Annotated in this window: 22 protein-coding genes; 7 read left to right on the top strand and 15 right to left on the bottom strand. The window is 69.9% G+C overall.

All coding sequences use genetic code 11. The features are described 5' to 3' along the window. Positions 1-2 precede the first annotated feature (2 nt). A complete protein-coding gene (locus AB4Z18_RS04055) occupies positions 3-1,028 on the bottom strand; it encodes an aldo/keto reductase (RefSeq protein WP_441781414.1) in 1,026 nt (341 codons plus the stop codon). A 131-nt stretch (positions 1,029-1,159) separates the two neighbouring features. Between AB4Z18_RS04055 and AB4Z18_RS04050 the strand changes: the two genes are divergently transcribed. After that, the gene (locus AB4Z18_RS04050) at positions 1,160-1,768 is read left to right on the top strand and encodes a TetR/AcrR family transcriptional regulator (RefSeq protein WP_441781413.1); all 609 of its coding nucleotides are present in this window, start codon (positions 1,160-1,162) and stop codon (positions 1,766-1,768) included. A 55-nt stretch (positions 1,769-1,823) separates the two neighbouring features. Here AB4Z18_RS04050 and AB4Z18_RS04045 read toward each other — a convergent pair whose 3' ends face one another. Next, a complete protein-coding gene (locus tag AB4Z18_RS04045; RefSeq protein WP_441781412.1) occupies positions 1,824-3,038 on the bottom strand; it encodes an NADP-dependent isocitrate dehydrogenase in 1,215 nt (404 codons plus the stop codon). Positions 3,039-3,184: 146 nt separating this feature from the next. Here AB4Z18_RS04045 and AB4Z18_RS04040 point away from each other — a divergent pair, with 146 nt between their 5' ends. The 3 genes from AB4Z18_RS04040 to AB4Z18_RS04030 all read left to right on the top strand — a co-directional run bounded on the left by AB4Z18_RS04040 (position 3,185) and on the right by AB4Z18_RS04030 (position 4,511). Further along, positions 3,185-3,637, top strand: coding sequence for a GNAT family N-acetyltransferase (locus AB4Z18_RS04040; RefSeq protein WP_441781411.1), 453 nt, complete (start codon positions 3,185-3,187; stop codon positions 3,635-3,637). Next, entirely contained in the window at positions 3,634-4,026 is a 393-nt protein-coding gene (locus AB4Z18_RS04035) for an MGMT family protein (protein WP_441781410.1), read from the top strand. The genes AB4Z18_RS04040 and AB4Z18_RS04035 overlap by 4 nt, the downstream gene beginning before the upstream one ends. 62 nt (positions 4,027-4,088) lie before the next feature. After that, positions 4,089-4,511 (top strand): hypothetical protein, encoded by a 423-nt coding sequence (locus tag AB4Z18_RS04030; RefSeq protein ID WP_441781409.1) that lies wholly within the window; start codon positions 4,089-4,091, stop codon positions 4,509-4,511. A gap of 17 nt (positions 4,512-4,528) precedes the next feature. Here AB4Z18_RS04030 and AB4Z18_RS04025 read toward each other — a convergent pair whose 3' ends face one another. From AB4Z18_RS04025 to AB4Z18_RS04015, 3 genes are read right to left on the bottom strand one after another with little or no spacing between them, the layout of a single operon-like run. Next, positions 4,529-6,313, bottom strand: coding sequence for a sensor histidine kinase (locus AB4Z18_RS04025; RefSeq protein WP_441781408.1), 1,785 nt, complete (start codon positions 6,311-6,313; stop codon positions 4,529-4,531). A 5-nt stretch (positions 6,314-6,318) separates the two neighbouring features. Beyond that, positions 6,319-7,002, bottom strand: coding sequence for a LuxR C-terminal-related transcriptional regulator (locus AB4Z18_RS04020; RefSeq protein WP_441781407.1), 684 nt, complete (start codon positions 7,000-7,002; stop codon positions 6,319-6,321). Between the two features lie 4 nt (positions 7,003-7,006). Then, on the bottom strand, positions 7,007-7,354 hold the full coding sequence (locus tag AB4Z18_RS04015) for a response regulator (protein WP_441781406.1): 348 nt from the start codon (positions 7,352-7,354) through the stop codon (positions 7,007-7,009). Between the two features lie 184 nt (positions 7,355-7,538). Here AB4Z18_RS04015 and AB4Z18_RS04010 point away from each other — a divergent pair, with 184 nt between their 5' ends. Continuing rightward, positions 7,539-8,507 (top strand): hypothetical protein, encoded by a 969-nt coding sequence (locus tag AB4Z18_RS04010; RefSeq protein WP_441781405.1) that lies wholly within the window; start codon positions 7,539-7,541, stop codon positions 8,505-8,507. Between the two features lie 88 nt (positions 8,508-8,595). Here AB4Z18_RS04010 and AB4Z18_RS04005 read toward each other — a convergent pair whose 3' ends face one another. Next, on the bottom strand, positions 8,596-10,410 hold the full coding sequence (locus tag AB4Z18_RS04005; protein WP_441781404.1) for an ABC transporter ATP-binding protein: 1,815 nt from the start codon (positions 10,408-10,410) through the stop codon (positions 8,596-8,598). Next, positions 10,407-12,257 (bottom strand): ABC transporter ATP-binding protein, encoded by a 1,851-nt coding sequence (locus AB4Z18_RS04000; RefSeq protein WP_441781403.1) that lies wholly within the window; start codon positions 12,255-12,257, stop codon positions 10,407-10,409. The genes AB4Z18_RS04005 and AB4Z18_RS04000 overlap by 4 nt, the downstream gene beginning before the upstream one ends. Positions 12,258-12,663: 406 nt before the next feature. Between AB4Z18_RS04000 and AB4Z18_RS03995 the strand changes: the two genes are divergently transcribed. Further along, positions 12,664-13,998, top strand: coding sequence for an MFS transporter (locus AB4Z18_RS03995; protein ID WP_441781402.1), 1,335 nt, complete (start codon positions 12,664-12,666; stop codon positions 13,996-13,998). Positions 13,999-14,052: 54 nt separating this feature from the next. Here AB4Z18_RS03995 and ddaH read toward each other — a convergent pair whose 3' ends face one another. The 8 genes from ddaH to sucC all read right to left on the bottom strand — a co-directional run bounded on the left by ddaH (position 14,053) and on the right by sucC (position 23,680). Next, a complete protein-coding gene (gene ddaH, locus AB4Z18_RS03990) occupies positions 14,053-15,276 on the bottom strand; it encodes a dimethylargininase (RefSeq protein ID WP_441781401.1) in 1,224 nt (407 codons plus the stop codon). A gap of 24 nt (positions 15,277-15,300) precedes the next feature. Then, the gene (locus AB4Z18_RS03985; protein WP_441781400.1) at positions 15,301-16,371 is read right to left on the bottom strand and encodes a Glu/Leu/Phe/Val dehydrogenase dimerization domain-containing protein; all 1,071 of its coding nucleotides are present in this window, start codon (positions 16,369-16,371) and stop codon (positions 15,301-15,303) included. Positions 16,372-16,470: 99 nt separating this feature from the next. Next, positions 16,471-18,051: a bifunctional phosphoribosylaminoimidazolecarboxamide formyltransferase/IMP cyclohydrolase gene (purH, locus tag AB4Z18_RS03980; protein WP_441781399.1), complete on the bottom strand. Its 1,581-nt coding sequence runs from the start codon at positions 18,049-18,051 to the stop codon at positions 16,471-16,473. Next, positions 18,048-18,641, bottom strand: a complete 594-nt coding sequence (gene purN / locus AB4Z18_RS03975) for a phosphoribosylglycinamide formyltransferase (RefSeq protein ID WP_441781398.1) — start codon at positions 18,639-18,641, stop codon at positions 18,048-18,050. The genes purH and purN overlap by 4 nt, the downstream gene beginning before the upstream one ends. Positions 18,642-18,701: 60 nt before the next feature. Beyond that, the gene (locus tag AB4Z18_RS03970) at positions 18,702-20,030 is read right to left on the bottom strand and encodes a cell division protein PerM (RefSeq protein WP_441781397.1); all 1,329 of its coding nucleotides are present in this window, start codon (positions 20,028-20,030) and stop codon (positions 18,702-18,704) included. A 55-nt stretch (positions 20,031-20,085) separates the two neighbouring features. Then, on the bottom strand, positions 20,086-21,468 hold the full coding sequence (locus AB4Z18_RS03965; protein WP_441781396.1) for a hypothetical protein: 1,383 nt from the start codon (positions 21,466-21,468) through the stop codon (positions 20,086-20,088). Positions 21,469-21,611: 143 nt separating this feature from the next. Next, positions 21,612-22,499 carry a succinate--CoA ligase subunit alpha gene (gene sucD, locus AB4Z18_RS03960; RefSeq protein WP_441781395.1) on the bottom strand — a complete coding sequence of 296 codons (888 nt, stop codon included), beginning with the start codon at positions 22,497-22,499 and terminating at the stop codon, positions 21,612-21,614. Between the two features lie 17 nt (positions 22,500-22,516). After that, on the bottom strand, positions 22,517-23,680 hold the full coding sequence (gene sucC, locus AB4Z18_RS03955; protein WP_441781394.1) for an ADP-forming succinate--CoA ligase subunit beta: 1,164 nt from the start codon (positions 23,678-23,680) through the stop codon (positions 22,517-22,519). A gap of 230 nt (positions 23,681-23,910) precedes the next feature. Between sucC and AB4Z18_RS03950 the strand changes: the two genes are divergently transcribed. Then, complete coding sequence (locus AB4Z18_RS03950; protein WP_441781393.1) at positions 23,911-25,494, top strand: hypothetical protein; 1,584 nt, start codon at positions 23,911-23,913, stop codon at positions 25,492-25,494. Positions 25,495-25,551: the final 57 nt, after the last annotated feature.

Here is a 25,551-nt window from a genome sequence, read left to right as displayed (position 1 = left end):
AACTACTCGGCCGCCCGCTCCGCGACCCGGCGCCGCCGGAGCGACGGCTCCCCCACCTCCGGGCCGCGGTAGACCATGTCCATCGCGCCGATGCTCTCCCCCGGCGGGACGATCGCGTCGATGCGGTCGAGCACCTCGTCCGGTAGCGAGACACCCACGCCGGCGAGAGTGTCCTCGAGCTGCTCCATCGTGCGCGGACCGGCGATCGCCGACGTCACCCCCGGGTGCGCGATGACGAACGCCATGGCGAGGTGCGTGAGCTTCACGCCGACCTCGTCGGAGAGTGCCACGAGCTGCTCCACGGCGGCGAGCCGACGCTCGTCGCGGAAGTGCTGCATCCCGGTGCGAGTGGAGCGGAAGTTGTCATTCTCCCCTCCCGCCCGGTATCGGCCGGTGAGCGTTCCGCCGGCGAGCGGGCTGTAGACCAGAGTGCCCATGCCGTAGCGTTGGGCGACCGGCAAGATCTCGCGTTCGATCTCCCGGTCGAGGATGGAGTAGTTGGGCTGCTCGGTCCGGAACCGTTCGAATCCCCGCCGCTCCGACGTCCACTGCGCCTCGACGATCTCGGAGCCCCGCATCGACGACGACCCGATCGCCCGCACCTTGCCTTGACGGACCAGGTCGGTGAGCGCCGAGAGCGTCTCGTCGATGTCGGTGTCCGGGTCCGGGCGGTGCAGCTGGTAGAGGTCGATGTGGTCGGTCTGGAGGCGGCGGAGCGACCGCTCGACGGCTTGGACGATCCACCGCCGGGATGCGCCGCGGTGGTTGATGTCATCGTCGACCGGCCCCCAGAACTTGGTGGCGAGCACCACGTCGTCGCGCCGGCCCTTCAGCGCCTCGCCCACGACGTCCTCGGAGTCCCCGTAGCGGTCGGCGGTGTCGATGAAGTTGATTCCGGCGTCGAGCGCCCGGTGGATGATGCGGATGCCCTCCGCGCGGTCGGGATTGCCGAGCGAGCCGAGCATCATCGCGCCGAGCGCGTAGGGGGTGACCTTGATGCCGGTGCGGCCGAGGGTTCGATACTGCATGAGTTCTCCTGAGGTCTATGATCGGATGAATCGGAACGTCATTCCGGTTGCGCTCGCATGCGTATCCGGAACGTTGTTCCGCTTAACCGACTGTACACCGCATCGCATCCCGACCACCAGAGGAGTCGCCCATGCCCGCCGGATCACGGGCCGCAGCGGCCGCCGTCGCGCCGACCCGCCCGCAGCGCGCCGACGCCCGGCAGAACGTCGCCTCCCTCGTGGAGGCTGCGAAGGCGGTCTTCGGCGAGTCCGGCGTGGATGCGCCGGTCCGGGCCATAGCGGAACGCGCGGGCGTCGGAGTGGGCACGCTGTACCGGCACTTCCCGCTCCGGTCGGACCTGATCTCGGCCGTCTTCCGTCACGAGATCGACGCCTGCGCGGAGGCGGCCGTCGCGATCGAAGCCAGCTACCCGCCCGGCGAGGCCCTGGACCGCTGGATCATGCGGTACACCGAGTTCGTCGCCACGAAGCGCGGCCTGGCTGCGGCGCTGCACTCCGGCGATCCGGCCTATGAGCCGTTGGCGGAGTACTTCTCCAGCCACCTCTCCCCTACTCTGGCCCGACTGCTCGACGCGGCCCGCGCCTCCGGGAGCATCGCCCAGGAGGTCGATCCCACCGAGCTCCTCGGCGCCGTGGCCAACCTCTGCCACGCCGACGGCCCGCACGCCGCCGGGACGCCCCCTCGCGCCGGCCGCATGGTGCAGCTCCTCCTCGCCGGCCTTCGCACTCCGGCACCGTGAGACGCAGAAGGGCCCGGCGGACAGTGTCCGCCGGGCCCTTCCGTTTGCGTCAGGCTCAGGCCAGGCGCGCCTTGAGGTTCTGCGCGATCGCGTCGAGGAACTCCTCGGTGGTGAGGAACTTCTGCTCGGGGCCGACGAGGAGCGCGAGGTCCTTCGTCATCTTGCCCTCCTCGACCGTCTTCACCACGACGTCCTCGAGGGTGTGGGTGAAGTCGATGAGGTCCTGGTTGCCGTCGAGCTTGCCGCGGTGCGCGAGGCCGCGCGTCCAGGCGTAGATCGAGGCGATCGGGTTGGTCGAGGTGGGCTTGCCCTGCTGGTGCTGACGGTAGTGGCGGGTCACCGTGCCGTGCGCGGCCTCCGCCTCGACGACCGAGCCGTCCGGAGTGGTCAGCACCGAGGTCATGAGCCCGAGCGATCCGAAGCCCTGCGCGACGGTGTCGGACTGCACGTCGCCGTCGTAGTTCTTGCAGGCCCAGACGTAGCCGCCCTCCCACTTGAGGCTGGAGGCGACCATGTCGTCGATGAGGCGGTGCTCGTAGGTCAGGCCGGCGGCCTCGAACTTGTCCTTGTACTCGGCGTCGAACACCTCCTGGAAGAGGTCCTTGAAGCGGCCGTCGTAGGCCTTCAGGATGGTGTTCTTGGTCGACAGGTACACCGGGTACTGGCGGTCGAGACCGTAGTTGAAGGACGCGCGCGCGAAGTCGCGGATCGACGCGTCCTGGTTGTACATCGCCAGCGCGACGCCGGCACCCGGCGCCTGGTAGACCTCGAACGACTGGGCCTCGCCGCCGTCGTTCGGCTGGAAGCTGAGGGTCAGCGTCCCTGGGCCGTCGAAGACGAAGTCGGTTGCGCGGTACTGGTCGCCGAAGGCGTGACGGCCGATGACGATCGGCTTGTTCCAGCCCGGCACCAGCCGCGGGATGTTGGAGATGATGATCGGCTCGCGGAAGACGACGCCGCCGAGGATGTTACGGATGGTCCCGTTCGGGCTCCTCCACATCTTCTTCAGCCCGAATTCCTCGACCCGCGCCTCGTCGGGCGTGATGGTCGCGCACTTGACGCCGACGCCGTGCTTCTGGATGGCGTGGGCGGCGTCGATCGTGATCTGGTCGTCGGTCTCGTCGCGCTTCTGGATGCCGAGGTCGTAGTACTCGAGGTTCACGTCGAGGTACGGGTGGATGAGAGAGTCTTTGATGGCCTTCCAGATGATGCGTGTCATCTCGTCGCCGTCGAGTTCGACGACCGTTCCGTCAACCTTGATCTTGTCCATGGTTCTCCTGAGGTGTCTGCCGTTTTACGCCGACGACAGCTTACCTGAGCGCGACAACTATCTTGACATCGAGACAGTTTCTCTCGGCGGACGGTCGGGAAGAGCGCGACTATGCTGCGATCGTTCCCGCACGTTACCCTTTCGTCATGGCTGAGTTGAGACTGGAAGAGTTGAGCGCGCGGACCGTCGTGGCGGCGAACGCGCTGACACTGAAGCCGGGCCAGGAGCAGTTCATCGCTCCGGTCTCCTACTCGGCTGCGGCCGCGGTCGCCGACCCGAACACGTCGTGGCAGCGCGTCGTGCTCGACGGCGACGAGGTGGTCGGCTTCATCATGGGCAATTTCGACCCGAACGCGGAGCACGACGAGTTCAAGGCGATCCTCTGGCGCATCAACGTGGATGCGGACGATCAGGGTCGCGGGATCGGCACGTTCGCCGTCCGCGCCCTCGCCGACGAGGCGCGCGCCCGCGGGCACGACCGTCTCCACGTCATCTGGGAGCCCGGCGAGCAGGGTCCGGAGCAGTTCTTCCTGCGCAGCGGGTTCCAGCCGGTGGGCGAGACGCAGTACGGCGAGACGATCGGCGCGCTCCACCTTTGACAGGGGATGCGCCGACGGACGATCTGCCGACAGAGGATGCGCCCGGAAGCGACTCGTTCGTCGAGCGTGTCCTCGAGGTCGTCGACGCCATCCCGGCCGGTCGGGTGATGACCTACGGCGATGTCGCGGCCACCCTCGGCTCCCGCGCCGCGCGGATGGTCGGCCAGGTGATGGCCTACTACGGGAGCGACGTGCCGTGGTGGCGTGTGGTCCGGGCGAGCGGCCATCCGGCTGTCAACCACGAGCACATCGCCCTGCAGCACTACCGTGCCGAGGGCACGCCGCTGCTCGGCGGCGGCAGCGCGCCGTACCGCGTGGACCTGCGGGCCGCTCGCGTCGGGGCTCCCGAACCGCGGCGCGACGCGCGGAATCATTCCTCCGACCGATGAACCGTTCAGTTCCGTAGTGTTCACTTCGTAAGAGAACCCTGTCCCCTTACCCTGGAGCTGCCGTGCCCCGCATCCGTACCGCCGGAGTCATCGCGACGACGTCCGCCCTCGCCCTGGCCCTGTCCGGTTGCTCGGTGGTGAGCGCCTTCGAACCGCACGTCGACTCCGCCATCTGGGACACCGCGAAGGAGATGAAGGCCTCGGACACGGCCGTCTTCGGCTCGCCCACCTTCATTCCGGACGACGCGACGATCATCCGTGTCGACTACGACACGCAGGCGGGAACCGCGATCCTGACGTACACCTCCAAGACGCACGTCATCCCGAAAGTCTGCACGAAGTCGGTCCCCATGCCGAAGCCGGACATCCAGGACAGCTGGTGGCCGGTCGACGGCCTCCCCCCGAAGGCGTCCGGCTGCCCGGGCGGCTGGTCGGCGTTCACCGTCGGCGACCAGGTGTGGGCTGCGAAGGCCCCGACGAAGTAGGGCCGATCCCGAGCCGATCAGGACACCGGCACCGGGATCGTCAGCTCGATGATCGTGCCGAGGCCCTCCACCGAGCGGACGTCGGCGCGGCCGGAGACCGCCTCCACCCGGTCGCGCAGGCCCTCCAGTCCGCCGCCGGGTTCGATCCTCGCCCCGCCCTGGCCGTCGTCCTTCACGACGACGGTGACCGTTGCGTCGGCGCGAGTGACGAGCACCGTGCAGTTGCGGGCGCTCGCGTGCTTGGCGGCGTTGGCCAGGCACTCGGAGACGCAGTAGTAGATGGTCTCCTCGATCACCTCGGGAAGACGCTCCGCGATCTCCACGTGCACCTCCACCGGCAGGTGGCTGCGCAGCCCGAGCTCCTCGATGGCCGAGCGGAGGTCGCCGTCGCTGAGCACCGTGGGGTGGATGCCGCGGGCGAGCTCCCGGAGCTCACGGAGCGCGTCGGCCAGCTGGCTCGAAGCGCGCTGGAGGTCGACGGCGAGTTCCTCATCCCCGCGTGCTTCGGCCTTCGCCGTCGCGATGCGCAGGCTGATCGCCAGCGAGACGAGCTGCTGCTGGCTCCCGTCGTGCAGGTCCCGCTCCAGCCGGCGGCGGGCCAGGTACCCCTCCTCGACGATGCGGAGTCGCGACTCCCGCAGCTCCTGGATCGTGCGCTCCAAGCGCGCGCGCAGCCGGTCGTTGTCGACCGACAGCAGCAGCGCGGAGGAGACCGCGTCGAGCAGCCGGTCGTCCTGCGTGAGCGCCACGTCGTGCTCGATGAGGGCGATCGGGCCCTGGTCGGAGTCGATCGCGAGCGTGGAGCGGCCGGGCCGCTGGATGAGCCCCGCATCCGGCACCCGCTGCCCGTCGCTCGTCTGGTAGCTCTGCAGGGGTTCGTCCCACCAGAACACCCGCAGCGAACCGTCATGCAGAGTGCGGGCGAGACTCGATTCCCACAGTCCGCGGTCGACCTTGTCGCGGGCGACGATCACGAGGTCGGCGACGCGGGAACGGAGTCCCCTCGCGTACAGCACCCCGCCGACCCAGGCGGGTGGGATGAGCGCGATGGCGATGGGCGGGATGAACTGCAGCCAGCCGCCGTCCCAGCCGAGCGCGAAGCTCAGCGAGTCCTGCACCGTGCCGTAGCACCAGAGCAGGATGGCCAGCGGCATCACGAAGGCGACCCGGCGGGCCGGGAGGGAGCTGGTGAACCAGCGGGCGATCAGCCGCGCGGCGACCGTCAGCATCAGGATCAGGCCGACGCTACGCCAGGCGATGCCGAGCCAGTAGTCGGCGGTGTCGCTCGGCAGCACGGCGTACGGGTTCGCCGCGCAGCCGCACTCGGCTGCCTCGGGCGAGGAGAACAGCAGGATGCCGCCCAGCCGCACCAGGAACGCCACCGACACCGCTATCACGAGCACGCGGTCGAAACGCGCCACCAGCCGGCCGGTGGGATAGCAGAGCACCAGGACGCCGACCAGCACCGCCCAGAGGTCGGTGACCCCGGCGACCCACGGCCAGACCCATCCCCACGGCCGGACCATCGGATACCAGGCCCCGGCGGACCAGAAGATGGCCGCACCCACCATCAGCCAGCCGGGAATCGGACTGCGCACCAGCCGCCAGGCGACCACTGCGCAGATGAGGTAGTCGATGGCGACCGCGACGAAAACGATCGCCCAGCCGGCGCCGGAGGGGCGCGGGCCGTAGTTCCCGGTCGTGGCGCTCAGCACCTGGGCGAGCACATTGGAGGCGAGCGCCACGGTGACGGCGAGCGCGCGTATCCCCCAGCGGAGGGCTCCAGGACGCCCGGCGTCCATGTCGGTCAGGCGTCCCGGCCGAGGAAGCGCAGGACGGCGAGCACCCTCCGGTGGCCCTCGGTCGAGTCCTCCACTCCGAGTTTGGCCATGATGTGGCCGATGTGCGACTCGACGGTGCGAAGGCTCAGGTGCAGCTCCCCGGCGATGCCGACGTTCGAGCGGCCCTCGGCCATCAGCCGGAGCACATCGCGTTCCCGGGCGGACAGCCCCTCGACCGTGGCCTCGGACGAGCGGGCCGAGACGAGCAGCTGCACGACCTCCGGATCGACGACCGAGCCGCCGCGCGCGACCGTCCGCACGGCGGTGACGAGGGTATCGGCGTCGGCGATCCGGTCCTTCATGAGGTAGCCGGTGCCGCTGCCGGCGCTCATCGCCCGGATGGCGTAGGACGCGGTCGTGTACATGGAGAGCAGCAGGATGCCGGCCCGCGAGCCGCCGGCGCGCAGCTGCTCCAGCGCGCGGAGTCCTTCGTCGGTGTGGGTGGGCGGCATCTTGATGTCGAGCACGATCGCATCCACATCGCCGTCGGTCGCGACCGCGCCGAGGAGTTCCTCGGCGGTGTCCACCGAGGCGATCACCTCCATGCCCCCCGCGCGCAGGATCTGGCCGATTCCTTCGCGCAGAAGCACTGCGTCGTCGGCGACGGCCACCCGGAGCGCGCGAGAACCTTCTGTCTGTCCCCCGCTCACGCGCTTACCCTAGCAGGATGCGGATCGCCTCACCGGTCAGCTCTTCTTTGTTGATGAAGCCCTCCGCGCCGCTGTCCGCCACGCGCCTGCCGTAGTCGTTCGCCGACCGGCTCGAGGTCAGCACCACGACGGCGCCGGTCGCCCGCACGGCGGTGACGATATCGAAGCCACTGGCGTCCGGGAGCCCGATATCGAGCAGCACCACGTCCGGGGACAGACGCCTGCTCAGCTCGACCCCGCCTGCGGCGGTGTCCGTGTCCCCGACGACGGTGAATCGCTCCAGGCGCAGCAGTTCGGCGGCCTGAGCTCGGAACCGCTCGTGGTCGTCGACGATCACAACACGGAGGGACATGTCGTCCATCATCTCCGCACAGACCCCCGGCTTCATCCGTGCCTCCACGCAATCGGAATGAGGTGACCCCCCGGATGCGGGCCACCTGCGTCAGGACGAGCATATGAGACAACCTCACCGACCCGAACGGTGAGGGCCGTCCGCCCGATGAGAGCGGACCGACGATCCACCCGAGGAGATGGCGATGTCCACCGTGACCCGAACCGCCGACCCGACCGGCGCCGCCGTGGTCCCCACCGCGGCGACCGGGGCGGTCGCGGTGGACGGCCCCTCCCTCGGGCTCCCGGTCGTTCTGTTCGATCTGCCGCGTGCGGCGCAACGTCTGTGCGAACTCCGCGAAGCCCTGCCCTGGATGGACGTGCGATTCGACGTGAGCGCACTGGCGCATCCCGAACTCCTGCGGGCGATCGCGGCGGAAGGCGCAGGGTTCACCGTGTCGCATCCCGCCGCCGTGCCCGCCCTGCGCCGTGCGGGCATAGACCTCGGCCGCGCGCTCTACGCCGTCTCCGGCGCGCACTGGCAGGACCGCCGCTCCGCCTGGGAGGCCGGCGTCCGCCTGTTCGCGGTGGACGAGCCGTACGAAGTCGACGCCTTCGTCGCTGCGCCCGCCGGAACCTCTGTGCTGCTGCGGATGCCCACAGACGCGGCGGTAGCGTCGACGCGCCGGGCGGTATCGCTCGGCGTGCCGGTGGCCGGATTGTCGCTGGACGCGTGCGGACCGTCTCGCCTCGCTGCCGACCTTCGCAGCGCGGTCGGCACCCTCGGGAGTCTCGCTGCCCTCGCCGCGGAGGCCGGCGGGCGCGTGCAGACACTCGATCTGGGCGACGTCTTCGGCAGGCGGCCGGCCACGCGATCCGCCGACTGGGCGGAACTCGGCCGCACGGTCCGCTCCCTCGTCGCACCCGCGATCTCCCGCACGACCGTGCTCGCCACCGCCGGCCGCACCCTCGTCGCCGACTGCATCACCGTCGTCGCCGGCCAGAGCGAGCGCTACGCGGACCCCGCCTCCGCCAGCGCGTACATCGACGCCGGTGCGGAGGTCGTCGTCCTTCGCGACGGGCTCACCGCACGCACCCGAATCACCCGCACGAGCCCAGCCAGGCACCGCATCCTGCCGTCGCGTGCGCGCACCACCTGGTCCCCGGCCGGCTGATCAACCCTCGCCGTCCGGAGACAGGCGGCGGGGACCACGGGAGGGCTTCCCCGTGGTCCCCGCCGGATTTCCGTCGGAGCGTCGCCCGCTACACGAGCGAGTCGCGCCAGGCCGCGTGCAGCTGGGCGAAACGCCCGGTGCCGGCGATCAGGTCGTCCGGCGTGCCGTCCTCGACGACGCGTCCGTGCTCCATCACCAGCACCCGGTCCGCGATCGCGACCGTCGACAGACGGTGCGCGATGATCACGGCCGTGCGATCCGCTAGCAGTGTCTGCAGCGCCTCCTGCACCAGGCGCTCGCTCGGGATGTCGAGCGAGCTCGTCGCCTCGTCCAGGATGAGCACCGACGGGTCGGCGAGGAACGCCCGGGCGAACGAGATCAGCTGGCGCTGCCCCGCGGACACCCGGCCGCCGCGCTTGTTCACGTCGGTGTCGTAGCCGTTCGGCAGACCCTCGATGAACTCGTGCGCACCCACCGCTTCGGCGGCCCGCACGATCTCGTCGCGCGTCGCATCCGGCTTACCCAGCGCGATGTTGTCCGCGACCGAACCGCTGAACAGGTACGCCTCCTGCGTGACCATCACGATCGCACGGCGGAGGTCCTTCGGGTGCAGGTCGCGCAGATCCACACCGTCGAGCTGCACGGAGCCTTCGCTCGGGTCGTAGAACCGCGAGATGAGCTTCGCCAGCGTCGACTTGCCCGCTCCGGTGGAACCGACGAGCGCGACCGTCTGACCAGCCGGGATGTCGAGCGTGAACGCGGGCAGGATGACGCGGTCCTTCTTGTAGGCGAAGGTGACGTCGTCGAACCGCACGTGGCCCTGCGCCGACCAGAGGTCGACCGGCTTCACCGGATCCGGCACGCTCGGCTGCTCCTCCAGGACGCCGGAGATCTTCTCCAGCGCCGCGGCCGCCGACTGGTAGGAGTTGTAGAACATCGCCATCTCCTCCATCGGGTCGAAGAACCGGCGCGTGTACAGCAGGACCGCGAGCAGCACGCCGATCGCGAGCTGGCCGTCGGCGACGCGGAAGCCGCCGACGAGCAGCACGACGCCGACCGTCACGTTGCCGATCATCACGAGCCCGGGGTCGAAGATCCCGAACAGCTGGATGACGCGCGCGTTCACATCCCGGTACTCCTCGACCAGGCCGCCGAACTCCTTCTCGTTGCGCTTCTCCTTGCGGAACGCCTTGACCGCACGGATGCCGGTCATGGTCTCCACGAAGTGCACGATCAGCTTCGCCGATGCCACCCGCGAGATGCGGAACAGCACCTGCGACCGCTTCTGGAACCAGCGGGTCAGCACGTAGAGCGGCACCAGCGACGCCAGCAGCACCACGCCGCTGAGCCAGTCGATCGAGAACAGCGCGATCCCGATGAACAGCATGTACAGGAAGCCCTGCACGAGCTGGTTGATGCCCGAGTCGAGCAGCTCACGGATCGAGTCGAGGTCGCTCGTCTGGCGCGAGATGATGCGGCCGGACGTGTACGACTCGTGGAACTCCAGCGACAGCCGCTGCGTGTGCAGGAACACCCGCTTGCGCAGGTCGATCAGGATCGCCTGGCTGATGCGCGCGCTCAGGACCGTGTACCACGCGATCAGGACCGCGCCGATGATGCCGGTGAACAGGTAGGCGATGCCGGCAGCAGCCAGCGGGAACCAGTCCTGCTTCATCAGTGCAGGCAGGCCGTTGTCGATGCCGAACGCGATGATCGCGGGGCCCGCCACCTGGGCGGCCGTACTCACCACGACCACGATCGCGGTCAGCACCAACCGCATCCGCAACGGCTGCATGAGCGAGCCCAGCAGACGCAGCGAGCGGCGCCGGACCTGCCGGCTCTCCTCCGTGTTGAGGTCGTTGCGCTCTTCGCCTTCGACGCCCAGCACACTCGTCGTGCTCACAGGTTCACCCCCTCGAGGATCTCTTCGTTTTCTTCGTCTTCCAGGCTGGAGATGACGAACCGGTAGTGCTCGCTGGTCGCGAGCAGTTCGTGGTGGGTGCCGACGGCCGTGATGCGACCGTCCTCGAGCAGCGCCACCCGGTCGGCCAGCATGACCGTGGAGGGGCGGTGCGCCACGATGAGCGCCGTGGTCGCGGCCAGGATGCGCCGCAGCGCCGCCTCCACCAGGGCCTCGGTGTCGACGTCGAGGGCCGACAGCGGGTCATCGAGCACCAGGACCGACGGGTTCGCCGCCACGGCCCGCGCCAGCGCGAGGCGCTGCCGCTGACCGCCGGAGAGGCTCAGCCCTTCCTCGCCGACCTTCGTCTCCACCCCTTCAGGCAGGTCGTAGACGAAGCCGGCCTGGGCGATCTCCAGCGCTTCGGTCAGCACCCGCTCTGCTTCCGCCGACGTGGGATCGAGCTCGTCCCGGCCGAGCAGGACGTTGTCGCGCACGGAGGCGGAGAACAGCGTCGCATCCTCGAAGGCCATGGCCAGCGCCTTGCGCAGGTCGTAGCGGGTGAGGTCGCGCACATCCACGCCGTCCACCCGGATCGAGCCGCCGGTCACGTCGTACAGGCGGGTCGTCAGCGCGGTCAGCGTCGACTTCCCTGAGCCGGTCAGCCCCACCAGGGCCATGGTCTCCCCAGGCTGCACCGTCAACTGGATGCCGTCGAGCAGGTCGGGGAAACGCTCCGGCGAGTCCTGGTACCGGAAGTGCACGTCGTCGAACACCAGTTCGCCGCGCGGGTCGGTGATCTTCTTGGGGTCGGCGGGGTCGGTGATCGCGTTGACCTCATCCATCACCTCGAAGTAGCGGTCCGCTGCCGTGCGAGTGTCGAAGGTCATCGAGAGCAGGAACCCGATCGACTCGATCGGGAAGCGCAGCACCGTCGCGGTGGCGAAGAACGCCACCAGCTCGCCGACGGACAGCTGGCCCTGCGACGCGAGCCAGACGCCGACCACCAGGCTGATGCCGAACGCGATGTCCGGGACCATGAGCAGCCACAGCCAGATGCCGGCGATCGCCTTGGCCTTCTCGATCTCCGTGCCGCGCAGCTGCTCGGCCTGCGACTCGAAGCTCTTCAGAGCGTGCTTGCCACGACCGAAGGCCTTGAGCACGCGGATGCCGTGCACCGACTCCTCGACCGCGGTCGCCAGGTCTCCGGCCTGGTCCTGGCTGCGCCGGGCGATGACGGAGTACTTGTTCTCGAACACGAAGCCGTAGATCCACAGCGGGATCGAGCAGACCAGGAAGATGAGGCCGAGGATCCAGTTCCAGCCGATCAGGATGGCGAAGCCGACGACGATCGTGACCACATTGACCACCAGCAGCACGATGCCGAACGACAGCCAGCGACGGATCATGCTGAGGTCGCTGACGGCGCGCGACAGCAGCTGGCCACTCGGCCAGCGGTCGTGGAAGGCGACGGGAAGGTCTTGCAGCTGCGCGTACAGCGCGTTGCGCATCCGCGCCTCGACGTGGGTGCCCGGGGTGAGCACGAACCAACGCCGCAGCGAGATGAACACGGCCTCCGCAGCCCCCAGACCGACGACGAGCAGGGCCGCAGGCCACACCGCGGACGGGTCACCCGTCGACAGCGGACCGTCGACCAGCCACTTCAGCACCTGCGGGATGCTCAGCGCGACCAGGCTGGCGAGCAGCGCGGCCACCATCCCGAGCACGATGCGGGGCGCGGCGAACTTGGCGAAGGGCAGGATGCGCAGCAGGGTGCGCGCGGTGCTCGACCGCTTCGTGTTCGTGGCCTTGTACGGCGTCTGGGTTTTCGGCGTCTGGTCGACAGACATGGATGATCCGTTTTCTGTGAGTGGTCCGACATCGTGGGTCGGCGGCGAGCACGCTAAGGAGTCGCCGAAGGCCTGGCCTCGTGGGCAGGCCCCGTGTTGGGGACGCGTGGGCGCCCGCCGGCGCTCACGGTGCGTTGCGCGCGGACGACGCGCAGCGGTGGGGGCGGAGAGCTAGTGCCCCGACGGTCGGGTGGAGGCCGCGAGGGCGGCGACGAACCCGGGCACGGTGGTCTTTCGTGCGGTCTCGGTCGTCGTCATGGCTTCCTCCCAGCCTCGATGAATGCATCCGTCATGCTGCAACACGGCAGCCCTACAGGTTATTGCCAGGGTGCAGCGCAAAGCAAGGATTTTCTCGCGGACCCGAGGAAAAAGCCGGATGTCGGGGGCGCCGGGTACGGTGGCGGGCATGCGCAGAGGGGCCGTGACCGTGCTGTGCCTGGTGCAGTTCGTCGACGTGCTGGGGGTCACGAGTGCGACGACGGCGATCCCTGCGATCCTGGCCGGTGTCGGGGCGCCGGCGTCCGCAGCCGGCCCGCTCGCGACGGTCTACGCGATGTTCTTCGGCGGCGTCCTCATCCTAGGCGCGCGGCTCGGCGACCGCTTCGGCCATCGCCGGATCCTGCTCACCGGCGTCGCCCTGTTCGGGGCGGTGTCGGTGCTGGGAGCGACGGCGGGGCTCTGGGGACGAGCCGGACTGGCCGGCGTGCTGGTCGCACGCGCACTCCAGGGAGCGGCCGCCGCGCTCTCCGTACCGTCCGCGTTGCGGCTGCTGCTGTCCGCGACTCCCGACGACCGGCGCCGCCGGGGAGCCCTCGCGGCCTGGAGCGCGACCGGAGCGGCCGCGGGCGCGTCGGGCTTCCTGGTGGGCGGCATCCTCGTTCAGGCCTTCGGCTGGCCGGCCGTCTTCTGGGTCAATCTGCCGCTCGCGGCCGGGCTCATCGCCGGGATCGCGGTCACCGTCACACACCTGAGTGAGCAGAGCGAGCGGGTGCCGTTGGATGCGCTGGGCGCCGCCCTGCTCATCCTGGCGGTGATGGCCGTGATCGCCGGCGCTGCGTGGCTGGAGCAGCCGTCGACGCTCGTCCTGGGAGTCGCGTGCATCGTCGTCGGTGTCGTGCTCGGCGCGCTGCTCGCCCTGCGGCTGCGCACCGCCGCTTCACCGCTCATTCCGAGGGAGGCCGCACGCTCGCGCCCGCTCCGGCACGGTACCGGCCTCTCCTTCGTGAACACGGCGACCACCAGCTCGACGGCCGTGCTCGCGACCCTCTTTCTGCAGGACCGCCTGGGGCTCGATCCCATCGCCACCGGTCTCACCCTGATGGCGCTCAGCGTCGCCGTGATCATCACGTCGACGAGCACCCGCGCTCTGCTCGCCCGATTCAGCGCGTACACGGTGTGCGGGATGGGGATCGCCACCATCGCTCTGGGCTGCCTGCTCATGGCACTGACGGTCGGGATGTGGTGGGGCGTCTTCGTCGGCGTCGCACTGGCGGGTGCGGGGCTCGGGCTGTCCTCCGTCGCCGCGACGACGATCGGGACGACCGTGCCCGATCGGCTCTCCGGGAGCGCGAGCGGAGTCCTGAATACGGGAGCCCAGCTCGGCACGGCGCTCGGAACGTCGATCTTGGTGCTCATCGCCTCGTTCGGCGGCGTCAGAGCGGGGTGGCTGGCAGCGGCCATCATCGCCGCCGTCACGGCCGGCTGGTGCCTGCTCCCCCGTCGAGCTGCGCCGTCGAGTTGACGCGACACGCCGTCCCGGACCTCGCCCGGACGGCGTGTTGCGTCAACGGGACGATCAGCGGATGCGGATCGACAGGCAGGTGACGCATCCCTCGAGCTTCTCGAACTCCGAGATGTCGACCTGGATGACGGTGTAGCCCAGGCTCTCGACCAGCGCGACCGACTGCGGGGCGGACGACGACATGAGCACGGTGTCGTCCGACAGGACGACGACCGCGGTGCCCTCCGCCTCCGGCACGGGGAGGAAGCGCTCGAAGATCCGCGGGTCGTCCACGATGGGCTCGTAGCCGATGATCGTGCCGTCCGGAAGCGCGGTCACCGCCGTCTTCAGGTGCAGGGCCTTGGTGACGGGAACGGCGACGACGGTGTACCCGAGCGGCGCAACGAGTGCGCGCAGCTGACGAATCCCCTCGGCGTTCGTGCGGCCGCCTCGGCCGACGTACACGGTGGAGCCGACCTTCAGGACGTCTCCACCCTCGAGGGTCCCCGGCGCCTCGATCCGCTCCAGGTGCAGCCCCTGCGCGCGCAGGGCGGCCTCGGTGCCGGCGATCTCGCCTCGGCGCGACTCCGCGCCCGGCAGCGTGATGACGGCCGTGTCGCCGAACACTACCGCGGTGTCCTCCACGAAGACAGAGTCGGCCATGCGGTCGGCACTCGCCACCTCGACGGTCTGCCAGCCGGCCTCGGAGAGCGCGGCGACGTAGGCGTCCCACTGCTTGTCGGCGAGCTCGGTCTCCACCGGCTGCCGGTCGATGTGGGTCACGAGACCCTCGGCGACATTGGCGGCCGGGATGCGGACCAGCGCGACCTTGCGGTCGGTCTCGAACCGGCTGCGGGTGCCTTCGACGACGCGGAAGAGCCAGCGCCCGAAGGTCGGGGTGAGCGCGGTGATGGCGACCGCGTACAGCAGGTTGATGCCGAGCAGGGTGCCCAGCACGGCGACGAGCAGGTCCCCGCTGAACGGCGAGCCGCCGGAGGTGGCGGTGAGCACCGTGCCGACGCCTGGCGCCAGCACACCGGCGAGCGCGCCCGCGATGAGGGCGGTCCACCAGCGGTCGAAGGCGCCGACGAAACCGGCGATCCACAGCAGCACGAAGGCGATGACGCTCGTCAGCGAGAAGTAGTTGCTGACGGCGACGATCAACGCCCCCGACGGGGCCGACGACCCACCCAGGGCCCCCACGTAGAAGGCGGAGATCATCGCCGCGTGGACGATGAGGACCACCACGAGGGCGGCGACAAGGGATGCGATGAGCCGGCGGCCCCAGGAAGACGTCATAGGGACCAACCTATCGGAGCGCTGCTATGCGTTCGCTGGCTCCCGCAGCCGGCCGAGCGCGAGCTCCTCCGCCGCCTGGAGCGTGGTCACCCCGCGCTCGTCCGCGACGCGGAAGATCTCGGCGACCGAATCTCCGATCCGCTCGACCCGCTCCTGCGTCGCCTCCGCGGTGACGCCCGGCTCCCCCGCCATGGACAGGAAGATGACGCCGCCCGCGTTGACCACGAAGTCGGGCGCCCAGAGGATGCCGCGCGCGGAGAGCCGCTCGGCGCCGTCCCGCTTCGCCAGCTGGTTGTTGGCTGGGCCGACGACCGCCGCGACCCGCAGTTCGTCGATGACGCGGTCGGTCAGAGCGCCACCGACGCCCGCCGGCACAAATAGGTCGCCCTCGACCCTGTGCGCCTCCTCCGGCTCGACCCAGGTCGCACCCAGCGCGTCCGCGAGGGCCCGCTTGGCCGGGTTCACGTCGGTCACGGTCAGCACCGCGCCTTCGCTCGCCAGGCGCATCGCGATGAGCGAGCCGACATGGCCGAGGCCGAGCACCGTCACCCGGCGCCCGTCCACGGATCGCGAGCCGAAGACGCGGTCCAGGGTCGCCTGCAGGCCGGCGTACACGCCCGCCGCGGTCGCGTCGCTGGGCTCTCCGACACCGCCCTCCGACGGCGGAAGCCCGCAGACGTGGGCGGTGCGGGTCGCGACGACCGACATGTCCTCGGCGCTGGTGCCGACATCCTCGGCAGTCATGTAGCTGCCGCCGAGCGTCTCGACCGCGTCACCGAGGTCGAGCATCGCCTCGAAGCGCTCGGTCGGCGTGAGCACCGTGCCGCGCGGGAGGTAGACGACGGCCTTGCCGCCTCCCCGGTTGAGTCCTGCGGCGGCGTTCTTGAGCGTCATCCCCTCGGCCAGCCGCAGGGAGTCGGCCACCGCCTCCTGCCAGGAGTCGTACGTCCAGACCCGGCAACCGCCGAGGGCGGGGCCGAGGATGGTGGAGTGCACCGCGATGCTGATGGTGAGGCCGCTCCGCCTCCCCTTCACCACATGCAGTGTCTCGTGCGGCAGATCGCCGGGCAGGGTGGTTGCGGGCAGGACGGACATCGGTGTCTCCTCGTGGGATCGCGGTGAAAAATGGTGCGGTCTTGTGGACCGCCGTCCATTCTCTCCCGAGCCCGGCGAGGAGGCAACGCCTGGGGCGTCTCAGTGGAAGAAGTGCCGCTCCCCGGTGAAGTACATCGTCACTCCGGCAGCCTTCGCCGCGGCGATGACCTCTTCGTCTCGGATGGAGCCGCCCGGCTGCACGATCGCCGCGACACCGGCGTCGATGAGGATCTGCGCGCCGTCGGCGAAGGGGAAGAAGGCGTCGGACGCCGCGACGGATCCCGCCGCGCGCTCCCCCGCCCGGCTCACAGCGAGGTGGCACGAGTCCACCCGGTTGACCTGCCCCATCCCGACGCCGACCGATGCGCCGTCGTGGGCGAGCAGGATGGCGTTCGACTTGACCGCGCGGCACGCCTTCCAGGCGAACTCGAGGTCGGCGCGGGTCGCAGCATCCGCCTCTTCGCCGGCGACCAGCGTCCAGCCCTCGGACGAAAACTCGTCGAATCGGTCGGAGTCCTGCACCAGCACGCCTCCGGAGATCTGCCGGAACTCGGTCAGCGCGCGCGCATACCCTTCCGGGAGCTGCAGGATGCGCAGGTTCTTCTTGGTCTGCAGCAGCTCGAGCGCCTCGGGCTCGTAGCCGGGCGCGATCAGCACCTCGGTGAAGATGCCCTTGACGGTCTCCGCCATCGCCAGTGTCACCGTGCGATTGGCCGCGATCACGCCGCCGTACGCCGACACCGGGTCGCACTCGTGCGCCTTGCGGTGCGCCTCGGCGATGTCCTCCGAGACGGCGATCCCGCACGGGTTCGCGTGCTTGATGATCGCGACCGCAGGCTCGTGGAAGTCGTACGCGCTGCGCAGGGCCGCATCCGCATCCACGTAGTTGTTGTACGACATCTCCTTGCCCCCGAGCTGGGTCGCCTGGGCGATGCCGCGGCCCTTCGGGTCGGCGTAGAGGGCGGCCGCCTGGTGCGAGTTCTCGCCGTAGCGCAGCGTCTGCTTGAGTTCGGCGCGCGCCTCCCAGCGCTCCGGGAAGTCGTCGGTCGAAGGCGCCTCCCCCGCGAACCAGGCGGCGACCGCACCGTCGTAGGCGGCCGTGTGGGCGAACGCCTTCGACGCGAGCTCGCGCCGCTGGTCGAAGGTCGTCCCGCCGGCTGCGACCGCCGCGGTGACATCCGCGTAGTCCGACGGCGACACGACGATGGCGACGTTGGCGTGGTTCTTGGCCGACGCGCGCACCATTGCGGGGCCGCCGATGTCGATCTGCTCGACCACATCGTTCCCGACGGCGCCGGACGCCACGGTCTCGACGAACGGGTACAGGTTGACGACGACGAGCTCGAACGGCTCGATACCGAGCTCCTTCAGCTGCTCCTCGTGCGACGCGAGCCGCAGGTCGGCGAGCAGCCCCGAGTGGATGGCCGGGTGCAGCGTCTTGACGCGCCCATCGAGCGACTCCGGGAAGCCGGTGACACTCGCCACATCCGTCACCGCGTAGCCGGCATCGCGGATGGTCTGCGCGGTCGAGCCGGTCGAGACGATCTCCACGCCGGCCTCGGCGAGCGCTGTCGCCAGCTCGAGGAGGCCGGTCTTGTCGCTCACCGAGATCAGCGCCCGGCGGATCGGGACGAGGTCCCGCTCACGGTAGAGGCTGGCGTCGTGGTGGGGTCCGCTCATGCTCGGGCAAGCTCCTCGAGGTCGATGTGTCCGTTGGCGATGTCGAGCACGGCGTCGATGAGCAGCCGTCGCTCGACAGGTTTGATGCGTTCGTGCAGGCTGCCCTCGGTATCGCCGGGCTCCACCTCCACGCGCTCCTGGCTGATGATCGGGCCCGCGTCCACTCCGTTGTCGACGACGATGAGGCTGGCCCCGGTCTGCGTCACGCCCGCGGCCAGCGCGTCGCGGACCGCGTGCGCTCCGGGGAACTCCGGCAGGTACGCCGGGTGCGTGTTGATCAGGTCGGGCGAGAGCGCGTCGACCACCCGCGGGGGCACCAGTCGCATGAACCCCGAGAGGATGGTCAGGTCGGGTTCCCACTGCCGGATCTGCTGCAGCAGGGCGTCACCCCACTCCTCGCGGCTCGGGTATGAGGTGTACGGGACGGTGAAGGTGGGGATGCCGAACCGCTCGGCGTGCTCCAGCCCGTCCGCCTCCCGGTCGGCACCGACCGCGACGACGCGCGCGGGGAACTCGGCGTCCTCCGATGCCTCCAGCAGAGCACGCAGATTCGAGCCACCGCCGGAGATCAGGACGACAATCGAGAGCACGCCACCAGCCTAGCGGCGCGCGACCGGGGCGCTCACCGCCCGGTGCTCAACGCTCGATCCTCACCGCCGGACGCGGCCGCTCGCCGCCAATCCGATCGCCGCCGCCACGGCGACCTCGCCCGCGGCCAGCGCCGCGACCAGCCACGGGTTGGGTCCGACGTCGTGGAGGCGGCCGGGGCCGAGGGCGCCGGAGGACCACCACGCGAGCAGGCCGAGCTGCACGCAGGCGACCACGCCGATCCCGGCGGCGGTGAGCAGGATGGCCCGAACTCCACGCAGGCCGTCCACGGTGCGCCCGCGCAGCAGCACCGCCGCGATGAAACCGGCGAGCACCGGCACGACGACGCCGACCAGGCCGAAACTGTACCCGCCCGGCGGGATGACGCCGAAGAGCGGCAGGCCGGGCAACGGCCCGAGAGCGGTGCCGATGGGGCTGACGGCGGAGCCGGTTCCGAGGGCGAATCCCGGACCGATGAGCCAGGATGCCATCCACACCACAACGTTCGGCAGGATCGCCAGCTGGCCGATCGTCAGCGCCGCCCCGCCCGCGACGCCGCTCTGCAGCTGCTCATAGAGGCTGATGATCGTGCCGTAGTTGCCGAAGATCAGCAGCGCGAGCACGAGCGCCGCAGCGCCGATCACAATCGCGGTCGCCGCGCTCCCTGCGCGAAGCGCTGCCAGTGCGCCCGAGCGGAATCCGTCCGGCACCGCGAGCGTGCGGCTCCGCAGCGCGGTCAGCGCGATGGGTGCGGCTCCACGGGCCGGCGACGCGTCGCGCACGTCTGCGTCCGAGCCGCTGACATCGCGGTCGCGCTCGCGGGCCCGCTCCCGGTCCCGGCCGTCGTCGCCTGAGGGCAGCATCCCGTCGTCTGCACTCCGTCCCCGCAGCGCAGCGAAGCCGAACCCTGCGCCGATGCCCAGTGCGTAGACGAACGGCGGCAGCACGATCCCCTGCCACACCGAGGGCTGCACGACCGCGGAGCCTGCGGTCAGCACCACCAGGGACGAGATCACGGCGAAAGCGGCGAGGGCGCTGACCGCACCCACCACCCGCTCCTCGGTCTCGGCGGCGCGCATCCCCGTCCGCACGCCGAGCCCGGCGGTGAGCACGGCGAAGCCCAGCAGTGCGATGGTCACCTGGAACGGCGTGCCTGCGCCAGGAAGGCCGAGCTGCGCGACCGTCTGCGGATCGAGCATGACCGTCAGGTTCACGCCATGGCCGACCAGCCACACGTCGGCGGCCGAACGCCAGACCACGCCGAAGTCCGCGCCGAGCTGGTACTGCGCCGCCCAGAGGATTGTGATCGGGACCAGGCAGATGCCGATGCCGATGGCGGCGACGATGAGCGCCTCCAGCGCGGCGAGCAGGGCGACGGTTGTGCGACTCATGACCGAACGGAGCCTACCGGGGCGGTGGCGGCGGCGACCGCCGACACTTCGGCACTCAGGAGACCGTGACCACCGGCGTCTCCTCGTCAGCCGACTCGGGCACCGTCACGACAGGACGCTGCAGGAGCTCCAGCAGACCGATGACCAGCGCGGCCAGCACGAGCGTCCAGATGATCAGCGACGGTGTCAGCGGACGCACGAAGAGCACGACAGCGGCGGCTATCGCGGCGACGAGCGCACGGAGCAGGGCTCGCTGGGTGTAGATCCACTCGCCCGTGCGGCCGGTCGTGATGCCATGCCGCTCCGCGGAGTCGCGCACCCAGGTCACGCCCGATCCGAAGAAGCCGCGCAGGCGCCTGGACACTCCGAACGGACCCGAATACCAGGCGACGAGGGCGACGACCACCGCCAGCACGAGGACCGCCACCGCGGTGTCGAGCATGGCGGTCGTCACGGTTCCGAACAGAGTCCTGGCCAGGTTCGACGGAATGAGCGACGGGGAGGCGGAGGCGATGAACACGACCCGGCCGATCCCGATGGCGGCGAGCACCAGTCCCATCCCGAGGCCGAGAGCCACAGCCGCCCAGACCAGGGCGAGCGCCCGCCTCCGGGCGACCAAGACACCCAGCGCCAGGAGGCCAAGGGCCACCCACGGCAGCCACACACCCGCCCCCACCGCGAGCCCGTACACCACCTGCAGGGTCGGGATGGACGAGCTCTGCGCGATCGTCACCGTGCGATTCACGGTGGGGATCCGCTCGGCGAACGTCAGGCCCTGATCGACCAGCAGCTGTTTCACCCGGGCGATGATCGGCGCCAGCTGTATGCCGACGGAGCCGTCCGCACCGACGGTGACGGCCGCCTTCGGATTGTTCTGCATTGTGGCTATCAGCTGATCGTGACTGGTCCGAAGAGCCTGCTGCCAGATCTGCGCGAAGGCGTCCGAGGCGACGAACCGCTGCACCGTCGAGCGCATCAGCGAGACGATGCCCTCCGCAAGCGGCGCCTTCAGAGCCTCCAGAGCCTTCGTCGCGACGGGACCGGTGCCGAGGCCCGTGATGCCATCGATGACCTGCGAGGTCACCTGATTGACGTCGACGTGCTCCTGCACCGCCTTCAACGCCTCGTTCGTGACGAACGCCTGCACGCCCGGGTTGTGGGCGAGCGGGGCATAGGTGGCGACGAATGAGTCGGTGTCCGTCAGCTGCACCTTCGCCCATGAGGCGACGACCGCCACGGGAGCGAGGATGGAGCCCAGCACGATAAGGACGGTCGCCAGCAGCGTCCAGGCCCAGCTGCGCTTCTTGCGTGCGGGGGTCGCAGCGGGTTCGTCCACTCCGTCGACGGCGACATCGGGGATGCGTTCGCGCAGGACGGCGTTCTCGGCCTCCAGTTCGGAGACGCGCTTCAACAGGTCCGCGTTGCTGAGTTGAGGCATCGCATCCCCCTCCGCTCGGCCGAGAGGCCTCGGCGCGCTCACTGTAACTCTCGCCGACCACCCGCGGACAGACTGCATTGCAGCGGGTACGAAGCACAGAAGGCCGGATCCGTTCCCGGATCCGGCCTTCTGAAGGATGCGGACTACAGCGCCGCGTAGACCTCGCGCAGCAGCGCGGCCGTCTCGGACGGCGTCTTGCCGACCTTCACGCCCGCCGCCTCAAGCGCCTCCTTCTTGGCCTGCGCCGTGCCCGCGGAGCCCGAGACGATCGCGCCTGCGTGGCCCATCGTCTTGCCCTCTGGGGCGGTGAAGCCGGCGACGTAGCCGACGACCGGCTTGGTCACGTTGGCCTTGATAAAGTCGGCCGCGCGCTCCTCGGCGTCGCCGCCGATCTCGCCGATCATGACGATCGCCTTCGTCTCCGGGTCCGCCTCGAACGCGGCGAGCGCGTCGATGTGGGTGGTGCCGATGACGGGGTCGCCGCCGATGCCGATCGCGGTCGAGAAGCCGAGATCGCGCAGCTCGTACATCATCTGGTAGGTCAGCGTGCCCGACTTCGACACGAGGCCGATCGGGCCCTTGCCCGTGATCGTCGCCGGGGTGATGCCGACCAGCGACTCGCCCGGCGTGATGATGCCGGGGCAGTTCGGGCCGATGATCCGGGTCTTGTTGCCCTTCTCCTGGGCGTAGGCCCACGCCTCGGCGGAGTCCTGCACCGGGATGCCCTCGGTGATGACCACGAGCAGCGGGATCTCGGCGTCGATGGCCTCCACCATCGCGTCCTTCGCGAACGCCGGCGGCACGAAGATGATCGACACGTCGGCGCCGGTCTTCTCGATCGCCTCCACGACGGTGCCGAAGACGGGCAGCTCGACGTCGCCGTGCGTGACCGTGGTGCCGGCCTTGCGGGCGTTCACACCGCCGACGACCTTCGTGCCGGCCTTCAGCATCAGCGCGGTGTGCTTGGTGCCCTCGCCGCCGGTGATGCCCTGGACGATGACCTTGGAGTCCTTGTTGAGGAAGATAGACATTCTCGTTCGTCCTTCGCTTACTTCGCGGCCAGCTCGGCGGCCTTGTCGGCGCCCTCGTCCATGGTGAGCGCCAAGGTCACCAGCGGGTGGTTCGCATCCTTCAGGATGCGGCGGCCCTCGTCGACGTTATTGCCGTCGAGGCGCACCACCAGCGGCTTGTTGGCCTCGTCGCCGAGGATCTCCAGGGCCTTCACGATGCCGTTGGCGACGGCGTCGCACGCGGTGATGCCGCCGAAGACGTTCACGAAGACGCTCTCGACCTGAGGGTCGTTCAGGATGACGTCGAGCCCCGCCGCCATGACCTCGGCCGACGCGCCGCCGCCGATGTCGAGGAAGTTCGCGGGCTTCACGCCGTTGTGCTTCTCACCGGCGTAGGCGACGACGTCGAGGGTCGACATGACGAGCCCTGCACCGTTGCCGATGATGCCGACCTGGCCGTCCAGCTTCACGTAGTTCAGGTTGGCCTTCTTGGCCTTCGCCTCGAGCGGGTCGGCGGCGTCCTTGTCCTCGAGCGCCTCGTGGTCGGGGTGGCGGAAGTCGGCGTTCTCGTCGAGGGTGACCTTGCCGTCGAGGGCGATGATGTCGCCCTCCTCGGTGAGGACGAGGGGGTTGACCTCGACCAGCGTGGCGTCCTCGCCGGTGTAGACGTCGTACAGCTTGACAAAGACGTCGGCGACCTTTTCGACGAGGTCGTCAGGGAAGCCGGCGGTCCGGGCGATCTCGACGGCCTTCGCGTGGTCGAGACCACCGCGCGGGTCGACCTCGACGCGGGCGAGGGCCTCCGGCTTCTCGACCGCGAGCTGCTCGATCTCCATGCCGCCCTCGACGCTGGTCAGCGAGAGGTACGAGCGGTTGGCGCGGTCGAGGAGCACCGAGAAGTAGAACTCCTGGGCGATGCGGGCGCCACCGGCGACCATGACGCGGCGGACCACGTGTCCCTTGATGTCGAGCCCCAGGATGGCCTTTGCGGCCTCCTCGGCCTCGTCCGCGTTCTTCGCGACCTTGACACCGCCGGCCTTGCCTCGACCACCGACCTTCACCTGCGCCTTGACGACGGTCACGCCTCCCAGCTTCTCGGCTGCGGCGCGCACCTCCTCCGGAGTGTCTGCGACGATGCCCGGCAGCACCGGGACCCCGTACTTCTCAAACAGGTCTCTGGCCTGGTACTCGTATAGATCCACGGTTATCCAATCCGCTGCTGGTCCGGCGCTTGTGGCTTCCGGCTGATTTCTCTGGCGGGACGACGCGAGAATAGCTCGACGCCGAGACAAATTCGCCAGGAAGAACTGTAGTCCCTCCGCCTGAACGGGCCGAAACCGGCACTCTGTCCACAGGCAGGCAGCGCGCGTGGTTCTCCACCGATCAGCCGCTGCCCGGTCGACGGCGTGGCCCATCCGGCGACCGTGGAGGCATGACACAACGACCTCTCACTCTGATCACCGCGGTGAGCCTCGCGGGGCTGGCGGTATTCCTCGGCATCCTGCAGAGTCTCTTCGCCGCAGCACCCGCCCGAGCGCTGTCCGGCGACGGCCACGGACCCGGGTACATGTCCGCCGACGGCTGGTGGCTCGGCGCGTACCACCTCGACGACGGAGCCCTCGGATTCTGCCTGAACCCGGGAAAGGTCGCTCCGACCGGGCTGCACTACACCTACGCGGATCCTGCAGGGACGGGCTGGTGGACACCAGAGCAGTCCGCGATCTTCGCGTACATCGCACGCACCTGGGCGGGAAGCGGAGATCGCTTGACCGCTGCGGCCGGACAACTCGCTACCTGGGGGACCGCCGGGATGTCGGACGCCGACGTACAGGCCCACGCCAGACGCGCCGGCGGCGACACCGACGCCGTCTATGCGCGAGCGGCGGCCATGCTGGCCGAGGCGCGCAACCGTGCTTCCACGGGCGTGCATGCGGCGGTCGTGGTCGAATTGGCGGAGGCCGGCCCGGGTCGGGTGCGGGTCGAGTTGACGGTGGATCGCATCAGCGGCCCGGAACTCCTGCCGGCAGGGGCGCATCCCATCTCCGTGACGCTCGACGGAGCCACGTTCGCCGACGGGGCGTCCACCGCGACGATTCGGTCAGGGACCGACGTCAGCATCCTGCCGACCGGGACCGAGGCCAGCGTGTCGGTGGCCGCCACGGCTCGCAGCGGCGACCTGCCGTACGGCAATCGGCTCATCGTGGCCGTGCCGACGGTCGACGCGCAGTCGGTCCTGATCGCCCAGTCCTCGAACGCCTCCGCACAGTCCGAAGCGCATGCGACAGGACCATCCCCGTTGCCCTTTCAGCCGCGAGTCGAGACGCGGACGTCGACACCGGAGGCGCTGCCAGGCAGCGAAGTCACCGACCGCATCGTCGTTGGTGTTGACGAGGCGGACGGCTTACTCCCGACCTGGGGGGTGCGTCCCACGGACGATGGGTTCGCCCCTGTGACGGCGGTGGTCGAGAGCACTCTTCACGGGCCCTTCGCCGATCCGATCGTCCTGGCTCCGACGGCTCCGGCCGATGGCCCCGTTGTATGCACGGTCGAGACCGTCGTGACGGGGCCCGGCGAGTACACCACTCCCTCCTGCGTCGTGCCGTCGGACGGCTACTACGTCTGGACGGAGCGGATCGATCCCGCGCGCACGGACCCCACAGGCGGAGGAGCTCGCCTCCGCCCGTGGGCCTCGCAGTTCGGCGTGGCAAGCGAGATCACCCGAGCGCAGGCGGCGCTCGTGCCGGAGGCACACCCGTCCGTCTCCGAGGTCCGGCTGGCCGCGACAGGATCGGACGTGGTCGCACCCGCGCTCTGGGGAGGCGGAGCGGGTGTGAGCGGGGCCGCTCTGATGGTCGTCGGGAGGGTGCGGACCCGGCGGGCGCGCGGCCGCGCGGCGTTCCTGGACGACGCACCATCGATCGCTCTCGCAGAGCGCCGTCCCGGGCGGCCGCCCCGTATCGCTGGACGGCGGACGTCGGGCCCTCGCCGGGCCCGCAGCACGTGGGTCGCACCGTGACAGGCGACGGGGAGGCCTTCTCCGCTCCCTCGCAGAATGCGACGGCAGGATGGCCGG

Source organism: Leifsonia sp. 2TAF2, from assembly GCF_052115085.1.
Taxonomy (GTDB): Bacteria; Actinomycetota; Actinomycetes; order Actinomycetales; family Microbacteriaceae; genus Leifsonia.
Note: the sequence above shows the minus strand (reverse complement) of the source record. Positions and strands in the feature narration are given on the sequence as shown.

Bases quoted from the DNA above. Each gene is read 5' to 3' on its own strand.
- AB4Z18_RS04055 (WP_441781414.1), bottom strand. From the start codon at position 1,028: ATGCAGTATCGAACCCTCGGCCGCACCGGCATCAAGGTCACCCCCTAC.
- AB4Z18_RS04050 (WP_441781413.1), top strand. From the start codon at position 1,160: ATGCCCGCCGGATCACGGGCCGCAGCGGCCGCCGTCGCGCCGACCCGC.
- AB4Z18_RS04045 (WP_441781412.1), bottom strand. From the start codon at position 3,038: ATGGACAAGATCAAGGTTGACGGAACGGTCGTCGAACTCGACGGCGAC.
- AB4Z18_RS04040 (WP_441781411.1), top strand. From the start codon at position 3,185: ATGGCTGAGTTGAGACTGGAAGAGTTGAGCGCGCGGACCGTCGTGGCG.
- AB4Z18_RS04025 (WP_441781408.1), bottom strand. From the start codon at position 6,313: ATGGACGCCGGGCGTCCTGGAGCCCTCCGCTGGGGGATACGCGCGCTC.
- AB4Z18_RS04015 (WP_441781406.1), bottom strand. From the start codon at position 7,354: ATGTCCCTCCGTGTTGTGATCGTCGACGACCACGAGCGGTTCCGAGCT.
- AB4Z18_RS04010 (WP_441781405.1), top strand. From the start codon at position 7,539: ATGTCCACCGTGACCCGAACCGCCGACCCGACCGGCGCCGCCGTGGTC.
- AB4Z18_RS04000 (WP_441781403.1), bottom strand. From the start codon at position 12,257: ATGTCTGTCGACCAGACGCCGAAAACCCAGACGCCGTACAAGGCCACG.
- AB4Z18_RS03995 (WP_441781402.1), top strand. From the start codon at position 12,664: ATGCGCAGAGGGGCCGTGACCGTGCTGTGCCTGGTGCAGTTCGTCGAC.
- ddaH (WP_441781401.1), bottom strand. From the start codon at position 15,276: ATGACGTCTTCCTGGGGCCGCCGGCTCATCGCATCCCTTGTCGCCGCC.
- AB4Z18_RS03985 (WP_441781400.1), bottom strand. From the start codon at position 16,371: ATGTCCGTCCTGCCCGCAACCACCCTGCCCGGCGATCTGCCGCACGAG.
- purH (WP_441781399.1), bottom strand. From the start codon at position 18,051: ATGAGCGGACCCCACCACGACGCCAGCCTCTACCGTGAGCGGGACCTC.
- AB4Z18_RS03970 (WP_441781397.1), bottom strand. From the start codon at position 20,030: ATGAGTCGCACAACCGTCGCCCTGCTCGCCGCGCTGGAGGCGCTCATC.
- AB4Z18_RS03965 (WP_441781396.1), bottom strand. From the start codon at position 21,468: ATGCCTCAACTCAGCAACGCGGACCTGTTGAAGCGCGTCTCCGAACTG.
- sucD (WP_441781395.1), bottom strand. From the start codon at position 22,499: ATGTCTATCTTCCTCAACAAGGACTCCAAGGTCATCGTCCAGGGCATC.
- AB4Z18_RS03950 (WP_441781393.1), top strand. From the start codon at position 23,911: ATGACACAACGACCTCTCACTCTGATCACCGCGGTGAGCCTCGCGGGG.